General features: G+C 72.4%; 16 protein-coding genes, 4 pseudogenes and 1 riboswitch. Of the genes and pseudogenes, 9 read left to right on the plus strand and 11 right to left on the minus strand.

What is annotated here, in order from left to right; translation table 11 throughout:
• Positions 1-166: 166 nt before the first annotated feature.
• Both ABZV31_RS26415 and ABZV31_RS26420 read right to left on the minus strand, forming a co-directional pair.
• Positions 167-703, minus strand: a complete 537-nt coding sequence (locus tag ABZV31_RS26415; protein ID WP_355898482.1) for a hypothetical protein — start codon at positions 701-703, stop codon at positions 167-169.
• Positions 704-781: 78 nt separating this feature from the next.
• Complete coding sequence (locus ABZV31_RS26420; protein ID WP_355898484.1) at positions 782-1,315, minus strand: DoxX family protein; 534 nt, start codon at positions 1,313-1,315, stop codon at positions 782-784.
• Between the two features lie 241 nt (positions 1,316-1,556).
• Here ABZV31_RS26420 and ABZV31_RS26425 point away from each other — a divergent pair, with 241 nt between their 5' ends.
• From ABZV31_RS26425 to ABZV31_RS26435, 3 genes are all read left to right on the plus strand, one after another.
• The gene (locus tag ABZV31_RS26425) at positions 1,557-2,075 is read left to right on the plus strand and encodes a hypothetical protein (RefSeq protein ID WP_355898487.1); all 519 of its coding nucleotides are present in this window, start codon (positions 1,557-1,559) and stop codon (positions 2,073-2,075) included.
• 1,051 nt (positions 2,076-3,126) lie between these two features.
• Positions 3,127-3,690, plus strand: coding sequence for a hemerythrin domain-containing protein (locus ABZV31_RS26430; RefSeq protein WP_355898490.1), 564 nt, complete (start codon positions 3,127-3,129; stop codon positions 3,688-3,690).
• A gap of 268 nt (positions 3,691-3,958) precedes the next feature.
• The gene (locus ABZV31_RS26435) at positions 3,959-5,524 is read left to right on the plus strand and encodes a N,N-dimethylformamidase beta subunit family domain-containing protein (protein ID WP_355898492.1); all 1,566 of its coding nucleotides are present in this window, start codon (positions 3,959-3,961) and stop codon (positions 5,522-5,524) included.
• A gap of 9 nt (positions 5,525-5,533) precedes the next feature.
• Here the strand turns inward: ABZV31_RS26435 and ABZV31_RS26440 are convergent.
• Positions 5,534-5,680 (minus strand): annotated as a pseudogene (locus ABZV31_RS26440) (serine/threonine protein phosphatase); the annotation flags it as partial.
• Positions 5,681-6,065: 385 nt separating this feature from the next.
• On the opposite strand from ABZV31_RS26440, the gene ABZV31_RS26445 reads away from it, so the two are divergent.
• Positions 6,066-7,094 (plus strand): hypothetical protein, encoded by a 1,029-nt coding sequence (locus ABZV31_RS26445; protein ID WP_355898495.1) that lies wholly within the window; start codon positions 6,066-6,068, stop codon positions 7,092-7,094.
• Positions 7,095-7,096: 2 nt separating this feature from the next.
• Here the strand turns inward: ABZV31_RS26445 and ABZV31_RS26450 are convergent.
• From ABZV31_RS26450 to ABZV31_RS26470, 5 genes and pseudogenes are all read right to left on the minus strand, one after another.
• Positions 7,097-8,175: pseudogene (locus tag ABZV31_RS26450) on the minus strand (NAD-dependent epimerase/dehydratase family protein).
• A gap of 18 nt (positions 8,176-8,193) precedes the next feature.
• The gene (locus ABZV31_RS26455) at positions 8,194-8,589 is read right to left on the minus strand and encodes a hypothetical protein (protein WP_355898498.1); all 396 of its coding nucleotides are present in this window, start codon (positions 8,587-8,589) and stop codon (positions 8,194-8,196) included.
• 379 nt (positions 8,590-8,968) lie between these two features.
• Positions 8,969-9,181: a hypothetical protein gene (locus ABZV31_RS26460; protein ID WP_355898500.1), complete on the minus strand. Its 213-nt coding sequence runs from the start codon at positions 9,179-9,181 to the stop codon at positions 8,969-8,971.
• 821 nt (positions 9,182-10,002) lie between these two features.
• The gene (locus tag ABZV31_RS26465) at positions 10,003-11,478 is read right to left on the minus strand and encodes a carotenoid oxygenase family protein (RefSeq protein ID WP_355898502.1); all 1,476 of its coding nucleotides are present in this window, start codon (positions 11,476-11,478) and stop codon (positions 10,003-10,005) included.
• A 299-nt stretch (positions 11,479-11,777) separates the two neighbouring features.
• Positions 11,778-11,909, minus strand: a pseudogene (locus tag ABZV31_RS26470) (hypothetical protein); the annotation flags it as partial.
• Here ABZV31_RS26470 and ABZV31_RS26475 point away from each other — a divergent pair.
• Positions 11,899-12,390 carry a substrate-binding domain-containing protein gene (locus ABZV31_RS26475; protein ID WP_355898504.1) on the plus strand — a complete coding sequence of 164 codons (492 nt, stop codon included), beginning with the start codon at positions 11,899-11,901 and terminating at the stop codon, positions 12,388-12,390. The pseudogene ABZV31_RS26470 and the gene ABZV31_RS26475 overlap by 11 nt on opposite strands.
• Before the next feature lie 40 nt (positions 12,391-12,430).
• Here the strand turns inward: ABZV31_RS26475 and ABZV31_RS26480 are convergent, their stop codons facing one another.
• Positions 12,431-13,798: a SpoIIE family protein phosphatase gene (locus ABZV31_RS26480; RefSeq protein WP_355898594.1), complete on the minus strand. Its 1,368-nt coding sequence runs from the start codon at positions 13,796-13,798 to the stop codon at positions 12,431-12,433.
• Positions 13,799-13,926: 128 nt separating this feature from the next.
• On the opposite strand from ABZV31_RS26480, the gene ABZV31_RS26485 reads away from it, so the two are divergent.
• Entirely contained in the window at positions 13,927-14,739 is an 813-nt protein-coding gene (locus ABZV31_RS26485) for an SAM-dependent methyltransferase (protein WP_355898507.1), read from the plus strand.
• Between the two features lie 50 nt (positions 14,740-14,789).
• Entirely contained in the window at positions 14,790-15,497 is a 708-nt protein-coding gene (locus tag ABZV31_RS26490; protein ID WP_355898509.1) for an ABC transporter, read from the plus strand.
• A gap of 19 nt (positions 15,498-15,516) precedes the next feature.
• Here ABZV31_RS26490 and ABZV31_RS26495 read toward each other — a convergent pair whose 3' ends face one another.
• Positions 15,517-16,899, minus strand: a complete 1,383-nt coding sequence (locus ABZV31_RS26495) for an NlpC/P60 family protein (protein ID WP_355898512.1) — start codon at positions 16,897-16,899, stop codon at positions 15,517-15,519.
• An 8-nt stretch (positions 16,900-16,907) separates the two neighbouring features.
• A riboswitch (cyclic di-AMP (ydaO/yuaA leader) is annotated at positions 16,908-17,079 on the minus strand.
• A 438-nt stretch (positions 17,080-17,517) separates the two neighbouring features.
• Positions 17,518-17,832: a hypothetical protein gene (locus tag ABZV31_RS26500; protein ID WP_355898515.1), complete on the minus strand. Its 315-nt coding sequence runs from the start codon at positions 17,830-17,832 to the stop codon at positions 17,518-17,520.
• Positions 17,833-18,481: 649 nt separating this feature from the next.
• Here ABZV31_RS26500 and ABZV31_RS26505 point away from each other — a divergent pair.
• A complete protein-coding gene (locus ABZV31_RS26505; RefSeq protein WP_355898518.1) occupies positions 18,482-18,922 on the plus strand; it encodes a pyridoxamine 5'-phosphate oxidase family protein in 441 nt (146 codons plus the stop codon).
• 152 nt (positions 18,923-19,074) lie between these two features.
• A pseudogene (locus ABZV31_RS26510) lies at positions 19,075-21,173 on the plus strand (phosphoketolase family protein); the annotation flags it as partial.
• Positions 21,174-21,188 lie beyond the last annotated feature (15 nt).

Consider the following 21,188-nt stretch of genomic DNA (forward strand, 5'->3'; position numbering starts at 1 on the left):
GCGGGATCCCCGTTTTCGTCGAAACGGGGATCCCGCGTTTTTCTGTTTCCGATTTTCTGACGCCGCGCCCGTCGTGCCCGTCGCCGCGCCCGTCGTGCCCGTCGTGCCCGTCGCCGCGCCCGTCGGTGCGCCCGTCGTACCCGGCGGTGCGCCCGTCGTTGGGGCGTCACGCGAGGTGAAAGGTCTCCTCGGCCTGCCGGTGCCGGATTTCGTCGATCGTGTGCAGTTGTCCCCGGGCCCGTTCAAGGAGGCCGTCGAGTAGCTGCGCGTCGAGGCGCTCGTCGCGTTCGGAGAGCCGGCGCAGCACCTGCCAGGCGCAGGTCTTGCCGTGCACGCCGATCTGCAGCAGCTCCAGCTCCAGCAGGGAACTGAGCGGAGAACGTCGTACCAGGCGGCCGTTGCTCTTCAGCCGTCCGGCCCTCTCACCCAAACGGCCGGCGTAGACCTTGTAGCGCCGGATCGGGATGTCGAGCCGCCGCATGATGCCCATCAGGGCCTTGCGGTCCTCGGCGATCTCGGCAGCGACCGGAGCCATCGCGGCCCCGATCTGCGAACCACGGCACGCCGTCGCCAGGTGGCGCGCCCTGTCCGTCCCGGCCGTCGCACCGGCCAGGTGGTCGTTGAGATAGATCCCGAGCAGGGCCTGACCGGTGTGCCCGGTCGGCCCCGTCAGGAGGGCTCCGCTGCGTGCTTGCTCGTTCATGACGTGTCCTTTCCGCGGTCTGCCGCAGTCGGGCGGGCCACAGGGTCGCCTTCTCCGGGCAGGAGCGAGAACGGCTGGTCAGCCGGGCAGCTTGGCCCTGATGCCGCCCACGGTGGCGGCCGGGCGTGCCGTGGCGCGGACCGAGCGGCGCACCAGATACGCGTCGCGCCGCAGATCCCGGGCCGCGTGACGGCCCCGCCACAGCAGCGACGGCGCGCCGGCGGTGTCGTCGGCCGCGATCAGCAGACCGCCCAGCATGGCGAGGTTTTTCAGGAAGTGGATGCGCTGCTGGGCGCGTTCGGCGGGGTCTTCCGCCTCCCAGAAGCGATGGCCGGCCACCGTGGTCGGAACCAGGCCGGCCGCGAGGGCCAGGGCGGACAGGCGGGGCAGGCGCCCCATGCCCAGCAGGACTCCCGCCAGGACCTGTACGCCGCCGTGCAGCCGTACGACCTGTTCGGTGCTGTCCGGCAGAACCCGCACGCGCTTCGTGATCGGCCCCACGACGGGCTCGGCGGCCGGGGCCACGTCTTTGGGGCTGCGGGCGGAGCTCAGTCCTCCGGCGATGAACATCGAGGCGAGCAGGGGGCGACCTACGACGCGCAGCAGACTCATGGGTCTCTCCAGGTGTGTGGGTGCTTCAGCGGTCGCCGGGTTCCCCGGATGGCGGGCATGCATTCGGCGTCCGGAATTCTGCCTTTCCCTTGACTGGCCAAAATTCGGCACAACCCTTTCCTGTTTCGAGACGGTGACGATTCTCCGGGATTTTTTCCGGAACCGTCGCCGGGCGATATCGGTCTTCAGTGCCGCCGATGGCCGGGACCAGCCCGGCCGCAATCAGTGGGGGAACACATCCATGTCCATACGTGTCCGCAGCCGCAGGAACCTGCTCACCGCCTCCGCCATCGCGGCGGCCCTCTCCCTGGCCGCAGTGACGCCGGCGCTGGCCGGGACCGGCACGGCCCACACGACCCGCGGCGCCGCCCGTGCGGCGTCCGCCGCCACGGCCCAGGGCGACCCGCGTGACGTCACCCAGCGGGTCGCCGACTTCTACGGCTCGTACATCGACTCGGTCTGGGACAACGAGGACCCGGCCGCCGCAGCGAACGCCGAGGCGCTGCGCGCGTTCTACCTGTCCGCCGCGGCGCAGAAGAAGGTGGCCGCCTTCGAGGCCAAGGAGCACGCGGACGGCATCCTGTTCGCGCAGAACGTGCCGGTGAAGTGGAAGGTCGTCTACACCGGCTCGGGCGCGGGCCATGCCACGAGCCAGGTCACGCTCACCTGGAGCGACGGCAAGGACGCGGAGGTGTCGAAGATCGATGTCCAGTCCGACCTGAAGACCCACAAGATCACCGATCTGAAGCAGGCCGGCTGACCTGCCCGAAGTGCGGAGCCCGTCCTGTGGACCAGGGGCGGGCTCCGCTGCGTGCCGAGGGGGCTGACGGCATGTCGGTGACCGGGAGCGGCACTCGAGGAGCGTGGCAGGAACACGGCGGTACCCGGTGGCGGCCTGCGCACACGCGCCCGCCGGAGCCGGCAGCGCGTCGATCCGCGGCCGTGGAAGCAACATCCCGGCGACGAAGGGGGTCGGCCGTGGTCTCGAGGTCCGCCGAGGAACGGGTCCTCCTGCCCCTGCTCAAGGCGCGGTGGCTGAACCAGACGTTCGTCCACTGGGCCTGCGCGCCTGCGTCGTGCAGCGGCTGCTGCCGGAAGGCGTGGCGGTGGACACGTACGAGGGCGCGGCCTCGCGTATCTGCCACAGGACCGGGCCCGGTCCGGGTGCAGGCCCGCCAGCGGGACGTCAGCCACACGTCCCGCGGCCCGGGCGTGACCGGTGCGCCCGGGCGGACGGTCAGCCGGTACGCCGGATCCCCGCCGCGGCGCGCGCCCGCATGGCGCGCGGTGTCACCCTCGGCCCGTACCCACAGGGCCGCCAGATGGTACGGCGCCCCGCATGCCCGCGCCGAGACGCGGACCGCGGCCGTCGGCCTGCCCGACCCCTCGGCCCCCGCGGTGGTGCACTTCTCGCCAGGGGTGCGTGCCGTGCGCATCGCGCTGCCGCGCCCTGTTCCGGGGTGCCGCGCCGGAACAGGGCACAGCTGAGGGCACAGCTGAGGCACATGCGCCGGCCGGGCGCCTCCCCACACGTCGTCGTCGGGCAGCCGGGCCGCGGTGTGCGCTCGACGGGCGGCCGGCCCGCGACCGGCGCCTGAGTGCGGCTCGACGCCGGTCGGCTGACGCGCCGATGGGCGGCCCAATCCGCGGCCGTGTCAGGTCCCGCTCGCTACACAGGAGGCAGGGGCGCACGGTGGCCGGAGCCGCCCCGGCCCCGTCCACCGGCGCGCGCTGGTGTGCACCGGTCCGCCGCGGGCACCCGGGCGGTCCACCCGTACGACCACCACGTTCGAACAGCAAGGAGCCCTGCCATGGGACACAGCGGAGACGTCATCCAGGAACTGACCACCGACCACCGCGAGGTCGAGGAGATCTTCACGCAGATCGAGGCCCTCCCGACGGGGGACGGCCGGCGCAAGGACCTGGCCGACCAGGCCACCATTGAACTGATCCGCCACTCCGTGGCCGAGGAGATGCACCTGTACCCGGCGGTGCGCCAGTATCTGTCGGACGGGGACGCCATCGCCGACCGGGAGATCCAGGACCACTCGGAGGCCGAGCGGACCATGAAGGAACTGGAGGGCTGCCAGGCCGACGATCCGCAGTTCGACCAGCTCATCAGCCGGCTGATGCGGGAGATCCGCGAACACGTGAGGGACGAGGAGCACAACCTCTTTCCCCAGCTGCGGCAGGCCGCCGCCCCGGAGGACCTCGAACAGCTCGGCGAGAAGGTGCGCAGGGCGAAGAAGACGGCACCGACCAGGCCCCACCCCGTCGCTCCGGACACACCGCCCGCGAACAAGATCCTGGCGCCCGGCGCAGGACTGGTCGACCGAATCCGGGACGCGCTGTCCGGACGCGGAAAGACCCACTGAGAGCCGTGCCCGGACCTGTGGCACGCTGACTCCCCGCGGGGCCGTCGTCGCCGTACGGCCCCGCGGATGCGCGGCGCGCACTTGTGTGCTCCGGCGCGCACCCAGGCCGAGGCCGCCGACGGCGGCTCGCCGCCCTGTCTCACGTCCCTTGGCGGGTGGGCACGTTCGGCGATCGACGGCCGTGCGGCCCGCCGCCGCAGCCGTTACCGTCGTCGAGGATGCGCCGGCAGTTCCGAAGGGATGGCGCGGCCACGCCCAGGGAGGCGATGTGAGTCCGCACGAGCCACAGGAGCACACGGCGGCGGGGGACGGACACGGGCTGGCGCGCAGGCGTTTCCTCGGACTGTGTGCCGGGGCGGGGTTGGGCACGGCGGCCGCCTGCGACCACGGGACCGCGAGCCGGCCGCCGCGAGCCGCGGACAGCAACCGGCCCGAGGCGGAGCGAGGCCGCCCGGGGACCCGTGACTGGCGGATCGGCTCCCTCGGGCCGTCTGACGCGGTGACCGGCTACGCCGACCGGGTGAGTGCGACGCCGGGCGAGGAGTGCGGACTGCATGTGTCGACCACGGCCTCGTCCTTCCGCGTGTTGGCCTTCCGCGTCGGCTGGTACGGCGGGACGCTCGCCCGGCTCGTGTGGCGGTCCGGGCCGGTGCCGGGGCGTGTCCAGCCGACCGCCCGGCTCCTGCCCGCCACCCGCACCGTCCACGCGGACTGGCCGCGCACGCTCACCGTCGTGACGGACGGCTGGCCCGAAGGTGCCTACCTGATACGCCTCGACGCCGACAACGGTCACCAGCGGTACGTCCCCCTGATCCTGCGCTCCACGCACGGCGCGGGCCGCACCGTCCTCGTGCACGCCCCGGCCACCTGGCAGGCGTACAACCGGTGGGGCGGCTACAGCCTTTACGTCGGCGCCTCCGGCGCGTACGCGGACCGCTCCCTCGCCGTCAGCTTCGACCGGCCCTACGACGCGAGCGGTGCGGAGAAGTTCCTGGTGTACGAGTGGGCGGCCGTGGTCCTGGCCGAACGGCTGGGCATACCCCTGGCGTACACCACCGGCACCGACGTCCACCACGATCCCGCGGTGCTGCACGGCGCCACCGCCGTCGTCTGCCTGGGCCACGACGAGTACTGGACGCCCGAGCAGCGGCGACACGTCACCGAGGCCCGCGACGCCGGCACCAACCTCGCGCTCCTCGGCGCCAACACCTGCTTCCGCCGGGTCCGCCTGGAGGCGGGCGAGGCGGGATCCGACCGTACGGTGGTCTGTTACAAGTCCTCCTACCGGACCGACCCCTGCTATCCGTCCCGCCCGGCGCTGGTCACGACCGACTTCCGCCGGGCCCCGGCCGCCGACCCCGAGTCGTCGCTCACCGGCGTGCTGTACGAGGGCTATCCGGTGGACGCGCCGTACGTCGTGCACATGGCGGACCACTGGCTCCACGAGGGCACGGGAGTACACCCCGGCGAGAGCTTCGACCATCTGGTCGGGGTCGAGTACGACCGGGTCACGCCCGGCGCGCCCGTCCCCGGACCGCTGGAGATAACCGCCCACTCGCCGCTGGTGTGCGTCGGCACGCGCAGCCACAGCGACTCGGCGTACTGCACCGTCCCCAGCGGGGCGGGTGTCTTCGCGACGGGCACCATGCGCTGGGTGGAGGCGCTGATGGCCGGGACCGGGGAGCGGGGCCGCGACCACGGCATGGACGCCCGCACCCGCGCCTTCGTCACCCGTACCACGGAGAACCTGCTCCGCGCCTTCTCGGAAGGCCCCGCGGCCCGGCACCGGCCGGCGCCCCGCCCCAACACGCGCGAGCTGTACCAGGCGGTCTGAGCCCGCCGCTCACCGCGACGGGGGCCACCACTCGAGCATCAGGATGGTCGCGTCGTCCCGCAGTCGGTTGCTCGGCGTGTCCACGATCGAATGGATGAGGCGCCGCAGGCACTCCGGGGCGAGTTCCCCCGCGGCCGTCGCGCGGATGACGGAGTCGACGACGGGCCCCTGCATTCCGTTGCCGTGGCCGGTCGACGCGATCTGCTCGAGAGCCTGGAGAAGATGCTGCGCGAAAGACGTGGCCGTCCGGACCCTGGACGCGGGGCACCCGATCGCGAGGTCCTTCGCGCCGAACAACGGCACGAGCCTGGTCGCCCTGTCGGTGCCGCTGCTGGCCTGGGGCCGGGCTGGGTGCCGAGCAGGCGGACGACGACGTCGCCGCCATCGCGGCCCGCCTGCGGCACCGGTCCTGAGGCAGCGCGGTCATGACCGCGGTCACGAGAGGCATGCGTCATTCAGCGGTCATAACAAGCCCGTGCCGCGGGAACCGGCCACCGGGCCTGCCGGGCACGTGGCACGCCGCGGGCGGACACTGGACGGCATGACCCGTCGGCCCGAGCCCGCAGCGCACCCGGTCGAGCGTCGTGCCGTGCTGCTGGGCATGGCGGGGGTTCTGCTCGGCGCGGCGGGCTGCACCGGCGGCAGCGCCGGGCACCCGAGCGCCGCCGCCACGACAACCGCCTCCGCAACCGGCTCGCCCCGGGCCTCCGCCGCGCCCTCCACGACCGCGACCGCGGCCCTTCCCCGCACCACGCCATGGCGTCCCACGTCCGCCGAGGTGGACCCGGAGGTGAAACGGCGTGCCGTCGAGCTCGTCGAGGCAATCGGCGCCTGGCCCGGCGGGAAGGGCGGCGCGACCGCGGCCAGGGCGAGAGTGGCCGCCCTTCACCTTCCCACCGCCCTCGTGGGACAGGCGGGGCCGTTGCTGCCGTCCGCGGACCAGGCGGTGCTGCAGGTGGTGGACGCGCAGTACGGCGGGATCCTCGCCGACTCGGCGAGCGTGCTCGTGGTGTGCCGGCAGTGGACCCGGCACGGCGGCGCGGTCCGGGCGAACGGCACGACGGTCGACGTGCGACTGGTGCGGTCCGGGACCGGATGGACGGTCACCGCCCTGCACCCGGCCCGCCCCGGCGCCCCGGCGGCCTCACCGCCGGCCGGCGTGCGCAGGGTGCTGGCCGACGACCGGATCGTGCTGCCGCCCGCGGCGCAGGCCGACCTGAAGAGCGGTCAAGTCCACGACAGCGTGCTCACCGCGATGCTGCACCTGGCGGGCACGTACCGGATGAACGTGAGCGTGGTCCGCTCGGGCCACCCGTTGAACGTCTTCGGCAGCGGCCGGCCCAGTGACCATCCGCGCGGCCGGGCCTTCGACGTGTGGCAGATCGACGGCCACGCCGTCGTCGACCCCGGCACACCGCGCACCCTCGTCGAGCGCTTCATGCGGGACGCGGCGGCCGCCGGCTCCTACAACGTCGGCGGCCCGCTCCTGCTCTCCGGCGGCAGCACACCCGGCCAGTTCTTCAGCGACGCCACGCACCACGACCACGTGCACATCGGCTTCCGCAGTTGAGGTCACCGCGTGCCCCGGCTCCGCCGCCTCGCTCCCCGGTGTGCCCGCCACGCTTCGTAGTGGTCGAGGACAGTCTCCTCGATCGGACGGTAGGCCAGGCCCAGTTCGTGGACGCTTCTGGTGTTGTCCACCCGGAACCGGATGCCGAGGTGTTTGCGGATGTAGTCCTGGGTGAGGCCGAAGGCCGGGCCGAGGACGCGGACGGGCCAGTGCGGGAGCCGGGTCCGGGGCAGGCGCGGATCACGCGGGTAACGGGCCCGGATGATGCGGGACATCTCGTGGAAGGACGTCATTGTCCGCGCTGCCACGATGTAACGGCCTTTCGCCGCGGGGTTTTCCGTCGCCGCGACGTGCGCGTCCGCCACGTCCCGCACGTCCGCCGTCGTGAAGCTGAAGTCCGGTGCGCCGTAGAAGAAGTACCCCTTGAACAACTCGTCCAGCAGGAACAGGCTGCCGGATTCCGACGCGGGGGTGAGGGAAGGGCCCAGTACCAGGCCCGGGTTGACGGACACCATGCGCCAGCGGTCCTGTGCAGTCTCCGCATCCCATGCGGCCCGCTCCGCGAGCGTCTTCGCGTAGTGGTACGGGTTGTTGTCCACCGTACTGCTGGTGTTGAAGTACTTCTCCGACAACGTCCCGTCGTCCATGCTCAGTACGTCGACGTAGTCGCCGAGATCGCGCCCACGGTGGAGGTGAACACCAGCTTTTTCACCGTCGGCGTCCGGTTCACGCTCGCCAGGACGTTGCGTGTGCCGCTCACGGCCGGCTCGACCATGTCCCGCCGGCCGTCCTTGATCTTCTCCGGCATGAGGAACGGCGACGCCACGTGGAAGACCACGGTGCAGCCGCTGGTCGCCTCGTCGAAGGAGCGCTCCTTGAGCAGGTCCGCCCCGAACAAGGTCAGCCGGCCGGGGAAGGCCTCCTGCATCTGCCGGAGCGGCCGCACCTTCGCCGCATTGGCGGTGCTGCGTACGGTCGTGTGGACGCGGTGGCCCCGCTCCAGCAGCCGCCGGACCAGATGGCTGCCGACGAACCCGCTCCCGCCGGTCACCGGGACAGTCGACCCCTCGCCTCTGCGCACGCCCTCACCCCTCTGATGTCACGACACGACCTTGGAGACCACCCAGTGATGTTTGCCCAGGCGCCGGGTCCGCCGGAAGCCGTGGCTTTCGAACATCCGCACCGTCCCGTTGTACAGAACCGTCCCGTTGTACAGAAAGGACGCGGAGACCGATCGGCCCTCGACGTCCTCGGGACAGCTCTCCACGGTCCCGCCCCCGAGCCGCGCAATCTCCCGCGGCGCCCCGTCGAGCGCCGTGGAGGCGATCCCGCTGCGCCGGTGTGTGCGGTCGACGAAGAAGCAGGTGATCCGCCAGTCCGGAAGAGCGTCGAGACCGTCGAGACCGTCGAGGTACGCACGCCGGTGTTTGATGCGCGGCAGTTCGGCGGTGGGCCCGAACTGGCACCAGCCCACGCACGTCGGGCCGTCGTACACGAGGGCGGCGTGCGCCCGGCCTTGCCGGACCCGTTGCTCCTTGTCGGACCGGTTCTGCTCGGGGGCCTGCCGCGCCCCACGCCCTCGGCGTGGAAGGACATGCACCAGCAGCCGCCCCAGACGCCGTGGTGACGCTCCAGCAGCTGCGCGAAGTCCGGCCAGGTGGCCTCGTCCAGCGGTCGCACACGCAAGCCGGTCATGGCCCAGAGGCTACCGACGCCGGCTCACGAACGTGCGTGGTTCGCGCGCAGGAGGAGGACGCGGCTCCGACTCCTCGATCAGGAAGAGGCCGCCGATGGAGGCGTCGGTGCCGCGTACCGAGTCGGCGAGCGCTGCTCCGACGGCGTCGGCCAGTGGCCAGGCGGCATGCTTCCTTCGATCAGGTCAGTGTCATCACCAGCGCGGCCACGACGGTGAGCGCCGCCACCGGCACTATGACCAGGCGCGCACGCTCCACCCATGCAGGCAGCCGTTTTCCGCCCCGCACCCCGGGATGATCGTTTCGCCGCTCGGTGTCCGTCTCGGCGAGGGCACGGCCGGGGCCGAGCAGCGAGCGGCACCAAGGACAGTCGCCGTCCTCCCACGCTTTCATGTCGCACTCAACGACCCGCCCCGCCCCGGGCAACGCCCGTGTCCGCCATCGTGATGCCGCCGTCACCGGGCCGTGAGCAAGCGGTGGCCACGTTCTGCCGGTACGGTCACCCCGCAACACGCGCTCACGCCGTAGGGCACCGTGCGTCCTACGATCGGTCACATGAGATCGGTGTCCTGTTACGGAGCGCGATGAAAGGGGGCGTGGCCCCCCGGTCACAGTGCTCGGGGTGGTCGGCGGCACGGCTCCGCAGGGCCATCCCTGGGCACCTGGGCCGGCCTGGGCAACGCGCCCGTCCTGGCGGCGCTGACTTACCGGTCGCCGCCCCGCCGCAGCCGGTGCACGTCGGCCGCGTCAGCCGCCGTGCTCACAGACCGGGAATGCCACGCGGCACAGGGACGGCAGGCACCACCCGCGCTTGTGCACCCCGCACGCCCTCGCCCACCCCGACGGCCTGCGGCCGCACGACCGGCGCACCGTGCTCCTGCCCTCCGCGAGAGGAAGGCAGCGGCGAGCCGACGTCGGCGAAGGAGACCCACTGCACGCGAGACGGCTCGGGCAGGACGGGCCCCGGGGCCTGCGGTTCCGCGACGCGGTGTGGCGGTTCGTGCCAGTGCCCGCTGGTCAGTTCCGCATAGGGCCGGTCCGCAGGCCGAGGGCCGGGCGGGCGCGGCACGCCCCGAGAAGTACTGTCCATGCCCGGGCAACGGCGGTCACGTGCCGTCCGTACTCACCACGCCCAAACGCTCACCGCATCAGGTGAGCCCACCCCACGAACGGGTGTCTTCCGCTCATGCGACAAGCTGCCCGGTGGGTGGGGTTCATTCCTGGGTGGGCAGCCAGGTCCCGTGCAGGCCGAGCGGTACGCGCACGGGAATGTGCGCCCGGGCGACCGGGCCCTGCGCCGGTTCCTCCGCAGGGAAGACCAGCAGGCAGCTGCTGTTGTCCGTGCGGTCGGTCGCGTAGGTCATCCAGTATCCCTGCCGGTCGTCGGCGGTCCCCGGGCGCGGCGCGAAGGACGGCTCGCCGACGGACAGGTCTCCGCCGTACCAGGTCTGGGACGGCGTTCCCGGTTTGCGGGTGTCGTACCAGCGCAGCGCGTCGTACTCGCCCGGCAGCAGCCCCGGCGTGCGTCCGCTGTCCGCGGCGACCGCGACCTGCCGGTGCCGGCGCCCGATGGTCCGGTCGTCGACGCGCGGGAACTCGATGCGGGCGTCGTCCAGGGCCATACGGCGCATGCGTCCGGTGACCGGGTCGATCACGGCCCGCATCAGGCGGCTGCGGTTGCGCTCCTCCGCGGCGTCTCCTCCCAGGGACAGGCGCGACCACTCCACGTACTCGAGCACGACCGTCCCGTCGTGATCGGCCCCGTGGTGATCGGCGTCGTGGTGATCGGCGTCGTGGTGATCGGCGTCGTGGGCGTTGACCGTGTGCCACAGCCAGAAGGCCTCGTCGTCGGCCCACCGCACCGGTGAACCGTTCCGCGGGATCAGCGCCACCCGGGTGCCGGCCTCCGGCCGCCAGGCGATCAGGGATCCGCCGCTGAAGGCCGCGGAAAGGTCGAAGAACACCGGTCCGAGGACGAGCACCACGTACCGGCTGGTGAGGGCCATGTCGTGGATCATCATCGGCTCCTCGACCCCGTCGACGGGGGTCGGGCCCCGGCGGACCGCGCCGGTCGGAGCGATGAGCGACCAGGTCAGGTAGGGCGGCTCGAGGACGTAGCAGAACACCGCCATCTCCCCGGTGACGGGGTCGATCTTGGGGTGCGCGGTGATGCCCGCGGGCAGGGCGCCGTCGAAGGTCTCCTTGCCAACCGTCTCCAGTTCGGGGGTCATGCGGAACGGGCAGTCCGACTCGGCCAGCGCTAGCAGCCGGCCGGCGTGGTGGACCACGTTGATGTCAGGAAGGTTCTTGAAGGTGTGGGCGAGCTCGGGGCCCACCTCGTCGGGGCCTGGCGTGATCATCGACTCGATGCCGCCCCACAGTGCCCGGCCCGACTTCTCCTCCGCCAGGAGGGCGGGGGTGCGGACGAACCGATTGCGGTAGCGGGCCGTGCCCTGCTCGAACCGGACGCCGTGCAGCATGCCGTCGCCGTCGATCGGGAACAGATATGAACCGATCGGCGTGAAGCGCGGGTTGGGGCCGTTGCGCAGGTAGACCCCGTCCAGCTCGTCCGGCAGCTGCCCCTCGACCTTCAGACGGACCTCGGCCACCTCTTCCGTCACCGGGGCGAAACGTCCGGACAGGTGCGCCACCCGCAGGGGATCGAAGGACGGTGCGGCGGGAACGGTCATGACAGCCTCCCAAGGGACACGATCCCAGCGTGGCGGTCCCTTCCCCGGGCCCGCAACGGGGCCGTGCGGCGAGCCGGCCCCGTTGCGCACCGTGCTCAGCGGGAGGTGAGCCGCCACAGATGGTCGTCGGTGGCGAGCGTGCCTGTCGCGGCGAGCGCGGCGAGCAGGGCGCGGCAGGGGCCACAGGGGCGCGGCGGGTGGGGGCAAGGGACGCGCGGCGGGTGGGTTTCATGGGGGACCTCGATGCCGTTGGGCGGGGCAGAGAGGATGGTCAGGAGCTGGCGGGGCAGAGGGGGTGGTCAGGAGGTGGGCAGCCAGACGCGCATGCTGCCGTCCTCGCGATTGGCCCAGGCGTAGTAGGGGATGGCGGTCAGTTCGACGGCGTCGCCCTCCGGCGCGGGGGCCGCGGTGTCGGCGGAGGTGTACGGCCACCTCCTGGCCACCGGCCGCACCCGCATCGCCCACGTCACCGGCCCGGAGCACCACCAGGCCGCCCGCGATCGCGCCCGGCACGTGATCGAGCAACTGCAGTGCGCCTCACGGGAACTGTCCACCGGCCGGGCCCACTTCGGTGAGTGGAGGGAGGCGTGGGGCCGGCGTGCCGCCGAGGCAGTGCTGCGCACGGCACCCGACACGGACGCGTTCTTCTGCGGCAACGACCAGATCGCCCGTGGCGTGGCGGACGCGCTGCGCGAGCGCGGGGTGAGCGTCCCCAGCGACCTCGCGGTCGTCGGCTACGACAACTGGGACACCATGGCACTGGCCTGCCGCCCTCCCCTCACCTCGATCGACATGAATCTGGCGGAGATCGGCCGGATCGCCGCCCTGCGGCTGCTGCGGGCCATCGACTCCGAGCGGGAACCGGGCGTGCACACCGTGCCGTGGCGGCTGGTCGTGCGCGAGTCCAGCTGAGCCGGCGGTCGTGGGTACGCCGATGTGGACGAGAGCGGGTTCAGTCCTTCCCCGGTGTCAGCTCGGCCAGCAACAGCGTCCTGTCGTCGGCGACTTCGTCGGGGGAGGAGCCGGCGAGCAGGTGCCGGCACAGCGACGGCAGGGCGTTCGGGCGCGCGGTGTCCGTCACTTCGGCGCCTGCGTCGAGGGCGTGGGCGAGGTGGGCGATGCCCTGGTCGATGTCGGACCTGCGGGACTCGACCAGTCCGTCGCTGTAGAGCAGCAGCAGCGTCGGCTCGGACAGGTGCAGCACGGTGGGCTCGTAGCGGCCCGTGCCGAGTCCGAGGGGCAGGCCGGCGGTGGTGAGGGCGACGCGTACCGACGGGCCGTCCGGCCCTCGGATCAGCGGCGGCGGGTGGCCGGCCCCGACGAAGGTGCAGGTCTGCAGGTCCGCGTCCCACTCCGCGTACATGCAGGTGGCGAAGGACGCCCCGGGTGTGTCGCTGGCGACGGCGTCGAGGCGGTGCATGAGCTCGGTCGGGCCGATGTCGAGCGTCGCCAGGGTACGGACGGCGGTACGCAGCTGGATCATGGCGACGGCGGACTCCGGCCCGTGTCCCATCGCGTCGCCGACGACCATGGCCAGTCGGCGGCCCGCCCGGGGTAGTACGTCGTACCAGTCCCCGCCGATGATGTTGTCCTGCCCGGCGGGCCGGTAGTTGTGGGCGACCCGGCAGCTTGCGAAGGCCTGGCCGGTGTCGGGGAGCAGGCTCCTGCGGATGGCCAGCGCCGTGCGGCGCTCGCGTTCGTAGCGGCGGGCGTTGTCGAGCGCGACGCAGGCCTGCGCGCCGAGTGACTCCACGGCCACTGCCTCGCTGCGTGCGAAGGGCTCCTTGTCGGGGCCGCGGGTGCAGGCGATGAAGCCGACGGCCGTGCCGCGCAGCCGCAGCGGGACGATGAGGAACGAGGCGGTGCTCAGCAGGGCGTGCACGCCGGCGTCGTCCGGGTCGGTCTTGCGGAGCCTTTCGAAGGTGTGCCGGTCGACGCCGTCGAGCAACTGCGTCTGTCCGGTGGCGACGGCACGGGCGTACGGCGTCTCGCGGGGGAAGACCAGGACCTCCCCGACCGGCAGCAGGTGCTCCCAGTCCTCCGGGGTGTCCGACCCTATGCGCAGGGCGAGACGGCGCGCCTCGATCTGCGGGGGATCGGCCGCCACGCGTGGGTGCTCCTCCAGGAGCCAGCGCTGCAGCAGGTACACCGAGGCCGCGTCGCAGAAGCCGGGTGCGAGGGCGTGGACGACGTGGCGGCCGGTCAGGTGCAGGTCGAGCTCGGAACCGATGGCGTCGGCCGCGGGGGAGAAGTGCGCACGACGGCGGAATGGCGCTGCGGGGGGAGCGTCATCGGGCTGGCTGCGTTCTGTGTTCCGCAGGGTCGTTGCCTTCCGGGTGGGGCCGGTAGCGGCTGGGGCGGGCGGACCGGTGGGGCAGTGCGTCGGCGCATGCCCTGAGCAACTATATGATGCGTAGTCAAGAAGCTTGAGCTGCAAGGGGAGTTGTCATGCCGGACGGGGTCGGTCTGCCACAGGGCGTGGATCCGGGCAAGGCGAGTGTGGCCCGGATGTACGACGCCATGCTGGGCGGTGAGCACAATTTCGCCATCGACCGGGAGGCGGTGGCCGCCTTCACGGCGATCGACCCCCAGGTCCGCACGCTGGCCCGCGCCAACCGTGCCTTCCTGGGCCGTGCGGTGCGGTTCCTGGTGGAAGCCGGCGTGCGCCAGTTCATCGACCTCGGCTCCGGGATTCCCACCCAGGGCAACGTCCACGAGGTCGCCCAGTCCGCCAGCCCCGGCGCCCGGGTGGTGTACGTGGACAACGACCCGGTGGCGGTCGCGCACAGCGAGGCGCTCCTCGCCGGCAACCCGGACGCGGCGATCGTGGCCGCGGACATCCGGCGGCCCGCCGATGTGCTGTCCTCGCCGCAGGTGCGCGGGCTGATCGACTTCGAGCAGCCCGTCGCCGTCCTGATGATCACGATCCTGCATTTCGTCGCGCCCGAAGAGGACCCGGCCGGCATCGTCGCCGCCTTCCGGGACGCGGTGCCCGCGGGCAGCTGGCTGGCCCTGACCCACGCCACCGACCAGGAACGCCCGGACACGGCCGCCGCGGTCGGGCAGCTGTACCGCACCCGGGCCACCTCTCCGGTCACCCCCCGCTCCTACCACGAGATCAACTCCCTGTTCGACGGCTTCGACCTGGTCGACCCGGGCCTGGTCCACGTCCCCCTCTGGCGCCCCGACCCGGAGGACGAGACACCGGAGGACCCGTCCCAGTACTGGGTGTACGCCGGAGTGGGCCGCAAGAGCGCGTAGCGTGGCTCGCGGCCGGGCGGGGTGCCGGCGCCCCGTGAGAGACTCGCTGCGTGATCATCGAACGCGCGTACGTCCACGTCGCCGCGTGCGACGAGGAGCTGTGGCCGTGGTCCGTGCCCTGCGTACGCACGCTGCTGGCGGACGGGCTGCGGTTCACCGCGCCGGTGACCTTTCTCGTCGGTGAGAGCGGTTCCGGCAAGTCGACCCTGGTCGAGGCCCTGGCGGAGGGGTTCGGCCTGGACCCCTGGGGCGGTTCGCACGACTGGCGTTACGCCAGTCACCGCCCCAGGTCGGTGCTGGGCGAGCGGATCCGTTTCGAGGCGGCGCCGCGCGGACGCCGCATGGTGGGCAACTGGTCGGCCCGCAAGGGCTTCTTCCTGCGCGCCGAGACGGCGTTGGACGCCCTCGGCCGGGAAGGGTTCGCGCCCGATGCCGTCAGTCACGGCGAGGGGTTTCTCGCCGCGTTCCGCAGCAAGTTCCTCCAGCCGGGGCTGTATGTGATGGACGAGCCGGAGGCGGCGCTGTCCTTCGCCTCGTGCCTGGAACTGCTCGGACACATCAACCAGTTGGTGAGGCAGGGCGGCCAGGTCATCCGTGCCACCCACTCTCCGCTGCTGACCGCGCTGCCCGGTGCGGAGATCGTCGAGGTGGGCGAGCACGGCATGCGCCGGGTGGCGTGGCACGAACTCGCCCTCGTCGACCACTGGCGCCGCTATCTGGCCGCCCCGCAGGCGTACCTGCGGCACATCCTCGACTGAGCTTCCACGCTGTGCGGCGTCACGCGGGCCGTACCGCGCTGTGGATGGCCTGTGGTCCGGCGTAGAAGATCGACTCCTCGCGTATCGACGCCCCCGGGCTCGGGGCGTGGACCATCATGCCGTTGCCGGCGTAGAGGCCGACGTGGCCGGCGTCGCCGTAGAAGAAGATCAGGTCTCCGGGCCACAACTCGGCGAGGGGGATCGGTGTTCCGGAGCCGGCCTGGTCGTACGCGGTGCGGGGCAGGACCACCCCGGCGGCCCTCCAGGCGGCCTGGGTGAGGCTGGAGCAGTCGTAGGAGTCCGGCCCGGTCGCGCCCCAGACGCACGGCCTGCCGATCTGCGCACGGGCGAAGGCGAGCGCCTTCGCGGCCTTCCTTTCGTAGGTCGAGCCCGCTGTGTCGCCGATGCCGACGGCAGCTGCGGTGCCGGTCGACGCCGGGCTGCCGAGGGACAGGGCGGTGTCGAGGGCCTGTTCCGGGCCGACGGCGGTGCCAGGTGCGAGGGCCATGCCCGCGTCGACGGGCAGGGTTACGCCGAGCCCCGCCGACTGCTGGTACTGCTGCTCCGGCCCCTGGTAGGGCGTGAGCCAGGATTCACCGGAGGTGAGCCAGGATTCCTCGGCCGGCGGGGCCTCGATCGCGGCCGGTGCCACGCTCTGCTGCGCGGCATGCTGGGACAGCAGCGCGCGGGCCTGGGTGAGTTTCCTCTGGAACTGCTCCTTGGAGGACCGCAGCGCCGGCTGCCGGGGCTGGGCGACAGGGGCCGTAACGACCCTGGCGGGCTCCGCTCGTGTCTCGAACACGGACGGCAGCGCTGCCAAGGGCCCGGCAGCCGACTCCGCCACCGGACCGGCGGTCACCGTGGTGGCGGGCCCGGCGGTCAACTCGGGTATGGGCATCGCTGTGGTGGCGGGCCCGGCGGTCAACTCGGGTATGGGCATCGCTGTGGTGGCAGGTCCGGCCGTCAACTCCAGCACGGAGGGGCCGGGCGTCGCCTCCCGTCCGCGTTCGCCGAGGCCGTCCGCCGGTCGCCTCGCCGGGCCCGCGGGCCGGGAGCGCTCCGGGCCGGGCATGCGGTCCGCCGGCAGGACGGCCGGAACGGTGGGACCCAACTGGGCACGTGCCACGTCGAACCACTGCTTGGCGACGCTCTCGAGAAGCGGATCGGTGCGCCTGGAGCCGTTGCCGGCCGCCGAGTTGAGGCGCGTGCGGCCTCCTTTGCTCATCGCGCGGGTGGCGTTGTAGTTCCCCGTGGCGGTCTCGGCCTGGTCGTAGAGGCTGCTGATCCGCTGCTGAACCTCATCGCGGCTGGGTCCGTTGTCGCCCGCGGCCGTCGTCAGGGCGGAGTTGCGCATGCCGGGAAGGCTGATGCCGCCCGGGCGCGAGGTTCGTTCCGACGCCAAGGAAGACGTACTCCTTCCGTATTCCGCCTACCGAGTTAGCTGTCGGGTTCGGGCGGACGGTCCGGAAGGTGTGCCCTACGGCCCTGCCCTGGCGGGCAGTTGGGCCGATTCACCCCAATGTCGGTCGGGTCCCCGGCTCCGGCCGCCGCAGGGGCGTGCCGGACTCGGCGGAGGTCGCACGATCCGGCGGGTTCACCGGAGGCAATCGAGCGGCCTGGACGTCAACTTAGCGAACATGTGTGCCTCGCGTGAAGGTTGAAGCGCGAAATGTCCGATACATTTATGTGACCTTTTCCTTGTGGAGAGCCGTGGCGCGGCCGGCTCGTACGTGCCGGTACTCACGCATTCCCGACCTCGGCCGCCCTTTCCCGCAGGGCACGGCAAGGGGCCCGCGCACCGGCTGAAACCGGTACGCGGGCCCTGCGACGTCGAGCCGAGCCTGCCCTGTCCGGCCCGCTCGCGCCGCGCGGAAAGCGGCTCTGCCGAGGCCCCCGCCGAGGATCCGACTCCGGCGGGGTTTCAGGGCCCACCCGCTCGGGCGGGCCTTTCATCCTTCGGGGTGGCGAAGAGACCCGGCGAGGGCCGGTGGGCCCCAGGCCGGGGCCGATCGGCCCTGCGTCAGCCGGGCTTGTGCCCCCACTGCGGACCGACCAGGTCCCATTCCCTGCCCCAGGCGTCGATGCGCCGCCGGGTGAGCCAGTACCGTGCCACGGCCCCGGTGCCGAAGGCCGCACCGGCGAGAGCCAGCGCTGCCGCGCCCCCGAAGAAGCCCGCCTCGACCGGCGCCTCGGTGCGGCTGCGGGGCTCGGTGGTCAGGCCGCCCCGGGCATCCGTCCAGACCGTGATCCTGGTTCCGGCGGTCCGCCCGGTGTGCACCATGGTCGTGCCCGTGCGGAAGGAGCCGTCGGGTGGCGTCCAGCGGACCTTCGCCATGATCCGGTCGCCGCTGGTGCCCGGCGAGTTCCGCGGCGGTCCGCGGTACGTCCGTGAGCAGCACGGCGCCTACCGGTTGACGTTCGGCGCGCTGGCGCGTGTACGCCGCGTCGGTCGCGCGGGCGGTCACCAGGCCCACGATCGCGCCGCCCACCACGACGACCAGCCACACGGCCAGCACGATCCACGCCTCGACGACGTCGTCGTGCCGGCGAAGCGGTTGCTCCGCCACCGCCACAGCAGGGTCCTCGTACTCCTGGGCCTTGTGTCCGGGCCTTGTGTCGGCACGCCTGTCACCGGGCATGGGTCCGCACCTCCTTTTCGCCGTCACATACAGCAAGGTGACAGGTGGAGGCGGGCCGTGGCTTGGGCCGGGCGGACGGCATCACAGGGCCGTTCGGGGCCCACTCCTGCGGCCGCGCCCGCCCCGCGTCGGGACGCCGGGCGCGCGCGGGGTGGGGCCGCTCGCCGCCAAGAAGGGGGGCCCGTTCTCCGGCCGGGTGGGGGGCCGTTCTCCCGCGGGGGCCATTCTCCGGCCGGGAATGGGGACGCTCTCCGGCGGTGGAGGGACCGATGGCCCCTCACCCCCGGCCGGCGTCCGCCCGACGATGGAGCGATAACGCTGAACCAGGCGAAAGACGGACTGGCCATGTACCCCAACGACGGTTTCCGCGAACTCGACCGGCAGGAGTGCCTGCGTCTGCTGGCAAAGGTGCCTGTCGGCCGTATCGTCCACACGCGCCAGGCCCTGCCCGCGGTGCTGCCGGTCAACTTCTGTCTCGACGGCGACGGCGCGGTGCTGCTGCGCACCTCGGCCGCCTCGGAACTGGCACGCGCGGTCGCCGGGTCGGTGGTCGCCTTCGAGGCGGACGAGGTCGACGCCGCCAGGAGCTCCGGCTGGAGCGTCGTCGTCACCGGCCGGGCCACCGTGGTGACCGACCCCGCCGAGCAGGAGCGGCTGGCCCGGATCGGCCCGCGCTCCTGGGTGCCGTCGCCCGAGGAGGTCTTCGTCCGTATCCACCCGGAGCTGGTCACCGGGCGCGAGCTGGTCGGCGGGCAGACGCTCTACGGGGTGGACATCGCTCCGTGAGCGGGGCCCTGTCGCCCTCACGAGGGCGCCGCGGCCCTGGGGCGTGGCCCGATCGGCCCTGTTGGGTAGCCGGCGGGTCGGCCGAGGGTGGGGTGATGCGCACCGGCACGCACCACACCCCGACCGCTGTCCCGACCCGGAAAGGAACCCCGGTGTCCGTCGACACGCAGCAGGCGCCCGCCGGGCTCACCGACGACGAGCTCACCCTCCTGGACGCCCACTGGCGCGCCGCGAACTACCTCTCCGTCGGCCAGATCTACCTCATGGCCACCCCCTGCTGACCGAACCGCTCCGCCCGGAGCACGTCAAGCCGCGGCTGCTCGGCCACTGGGGGACGTCACCCGGCCTCAACCACCTGGTCCACACCCATCTCAACCGCGTCATCGAGGCCCGCGACCTGGACGCCCTGTGCATCTGGGGCCCCGGCCACTGCGGACCCGCCGTCCTGGCCAACTCGTGGCTCGAGGGCTCCTGCACCGAGACCTACCCGACATCATGCGGGACGCGGCCTGCATGGCACGCTCTTCAAGCAGTTCTCCTTCCCCGGCGGGGTGCCGAGCCGCGTGGCCCCCGAGACACCCGGCTCGATCCACGAGGGCGGTGAGCTCGGCTACTCGCTCTCGCACGCCTACGGCGCCGCCCTCGACAACCCCGGACTGCTGGTCGCGTGCGTGATCGGCGACGGTGAGGCGGAGACCGGGCCGCTGGCCGCGTCCTGGCACTCCCACAAGTGCCTCGACCCGGTCCACGACGGAGCCGTCCTGCCGATCCTGCACCTCAACGGCTACAAAATCGCCAACCCGACGGTGCTCGCCCGGTTCCCCGAAGCCGAACTCGACGAGCTCCTGAAGGGCTACGGCCACGACCCGATCCACGTCACCGGCGACGACCCGATGGCCGTGCACCGCGCGATTGCACAGGCCATGGACACCGCCCTGGACCGCATCGCCGCGATCCAGCGGGCCGCCCGCCAGGAAGGCGTCACCGACCGTCCCAGCCGGCCGGTGATCGTGCTGCGCACCCCCAAGGGCTGGACCGGCCCGGCGGAGGTGGACGGTCTGCCCGTGGTGGGCACCTGGCATGCCCACCAGGTGCCGCTGGCGGCCGTACGGGACAACTGCGAGCACCTGCGGCAGCTGGAGCAGTGGATGCGCTCGTACCGGCCGAAGGAACTGTTCGACGAGCACGGCGCCCCGCGCGCCGACGTCCGGGCCTGCATCCCCCAGGGCACCCGCAGGCTCGGCGCCACCCCCACGCCAACGGCGGACTCCTGCTGCGCGAGCTGCCCCTGCCGCCGCTGGAGCGGTACGCCGTCGCGGTGGACAAGCCCGGCGCGAGCATGCACGAACCGACCCGCGTCCTCGGCGACTTGCTCCAGGACGTCATGGCGGCCACCGCCGGCCGGCGCGACTTCTGCCTCGTCGGCCCCGACGAGACCGCGACTTCTGCCTCGTCGGCCCCGACGAGACCGCCTCCAACCGCCTCCAGGCCGTCTACGCGGCCAGCGGCAAGGCCTGGCAGGCGGACACTCTCCCGATCGACGAACACCTCGACCGGCACGGCCGGGTGATGGAGATCCTGTCCGAACACACCTGCCAGGGCTGGCTGGAGGGTTGTCTCCTCACCGGCCGGCACGGGCTGTTCTCCTGCTACGAGGCCTTCGTCCATCTCGTCGACTCGATGGTCAACCAGCACATCAAGTGGCTGCGCACCACCCGGCGCCTGCCGTGGCGCGCCCCCATCGCTTCCCTCAACTACCTGCTGACCTCGCACGTGTGGCGCCAGGACCACAACGGCTTCTCCCACCAGGACCCCGGCTTCGTCGACCACATCCTGAACAAGAGCCCCGAGGCGGTACGGGTCTACCTGCCGCCGGACACCAACACCCTGCTGTCGGCGGCCGACCACGTGCTGCGCAGCCGCGACTACGTCAACGTCGTCGTCGCCGGCAAGCAGCCGTGCTTCGACTGGCTGTCGATGGAGCAGGCGCGGGTCCACTGCGCTCGCGGCGCCGGCATCTGGGAGTGGGTCGGCAGTGAGGACGGCTCGCGCGAACCGGACGTGGTGCTGGCCTGCGCGGGCGACGTCCCCACCCAAGAAGTGCTGGCCGCCGCCCAGTTGCTGCGCCGGCACCTGCCCGAGCTGACCGTGCGGGTGCTGAACGTCGTGGACATCGCCCGGCTGCTGCTACAAGGAGGTCGGGACCACGACCACGCCGTTCGACATGGTGGTCCGCAACGACATGGACCGACCACCTGTCCGACGG

It is taken from the genome of Streptomyces sp. NPDC005202 (assembly GCF_040608235.1).
Lineage (GTDB): Bacteria > Actinomycetota > Actinomycetes > Streptomycetales > Streptomycetaceae > Streptomyces.

What these genes read in the sequence shown, in the direction of transcription:
- ABZV31_RS26420 (WP_355898484.1), bottom strand. Translation starts at nt 1,315, where the DNA reads ATGAGTCTGCTGCGCGTCGTAGGTCGCCCCCTGCTCGCCTCGATGTTC.
- ABZV31_RS26415 (WP_355898482.1), bottom strand. Translation starts at nt 703, where the DNA reads ATGAACGAGCAAGCACGCAGCGGAGCCCTCCTGACGGGGCCGACCGGG.
- ABZV31_RS26465 (WP_355898502.1), bottom strand. Translation starts at nt 11,478, where the DNA reads ATGACCGTTCCCGCCGCACCGTCCTTCGATCCCCTGCGGGTGGCGCAC.
- ABZV31_RS26485 (WP_355898507.1), top strand. Translation starts at nt 13,927, where the DNA reads ATGCCGGACGGGGTCGGTCTGCCACAGGGCGTGGATCCGGGCAAGGCG.
- ABZV31_RS26500 (WP_355898515.1), bottom strand. Translation starts at nt 17,832, where the DNA reads ATGGCGAAGGTCCGCTGGACGCCACCCGACGGCTCCTTCCGCACGGGC.
- ABZV31_RS26425 (WP_355898487.1), top strand. Translation starts at nt 1,557, where the DNA reads ATGTCCATACGTGTCCGCAGCCGCAGGAACCTGCTCACCGCCTCCGCC.
- ABZV31_RS26430 (WP_355898490.1), top strand. Translation starts at nt 3,127, where the DNA reads ATGGGACACAGCGGAGACGTCATCCAGGAACTGACCACCGACCACCGC.
- ABZV31_RS26505 (WP_355898518.1), top strand. Translation starts at nt 18,482, where the DNA reads ATGTACCCCAACGACGGTTTCCGCGAACTCGACCGGCAGGAGTGCCTG.
- ABZV31_RS26460 (WP_355898500.1), bottom strand. Translation starts at nt 9,181, where the DNA reads ATGAAAGCGTGGGAGGACGGCGACTGTCCTTGGTGCCGCTCGCTGCTC.
- ABZV31_RS26445 (WP_355898495.1), top strand. Translation starts at nt 6,066, where the DNA reads ATGACCCGTCGGCCCGAGCCCGCAGCGCACCCGGTCGAGCGTCGTGCC.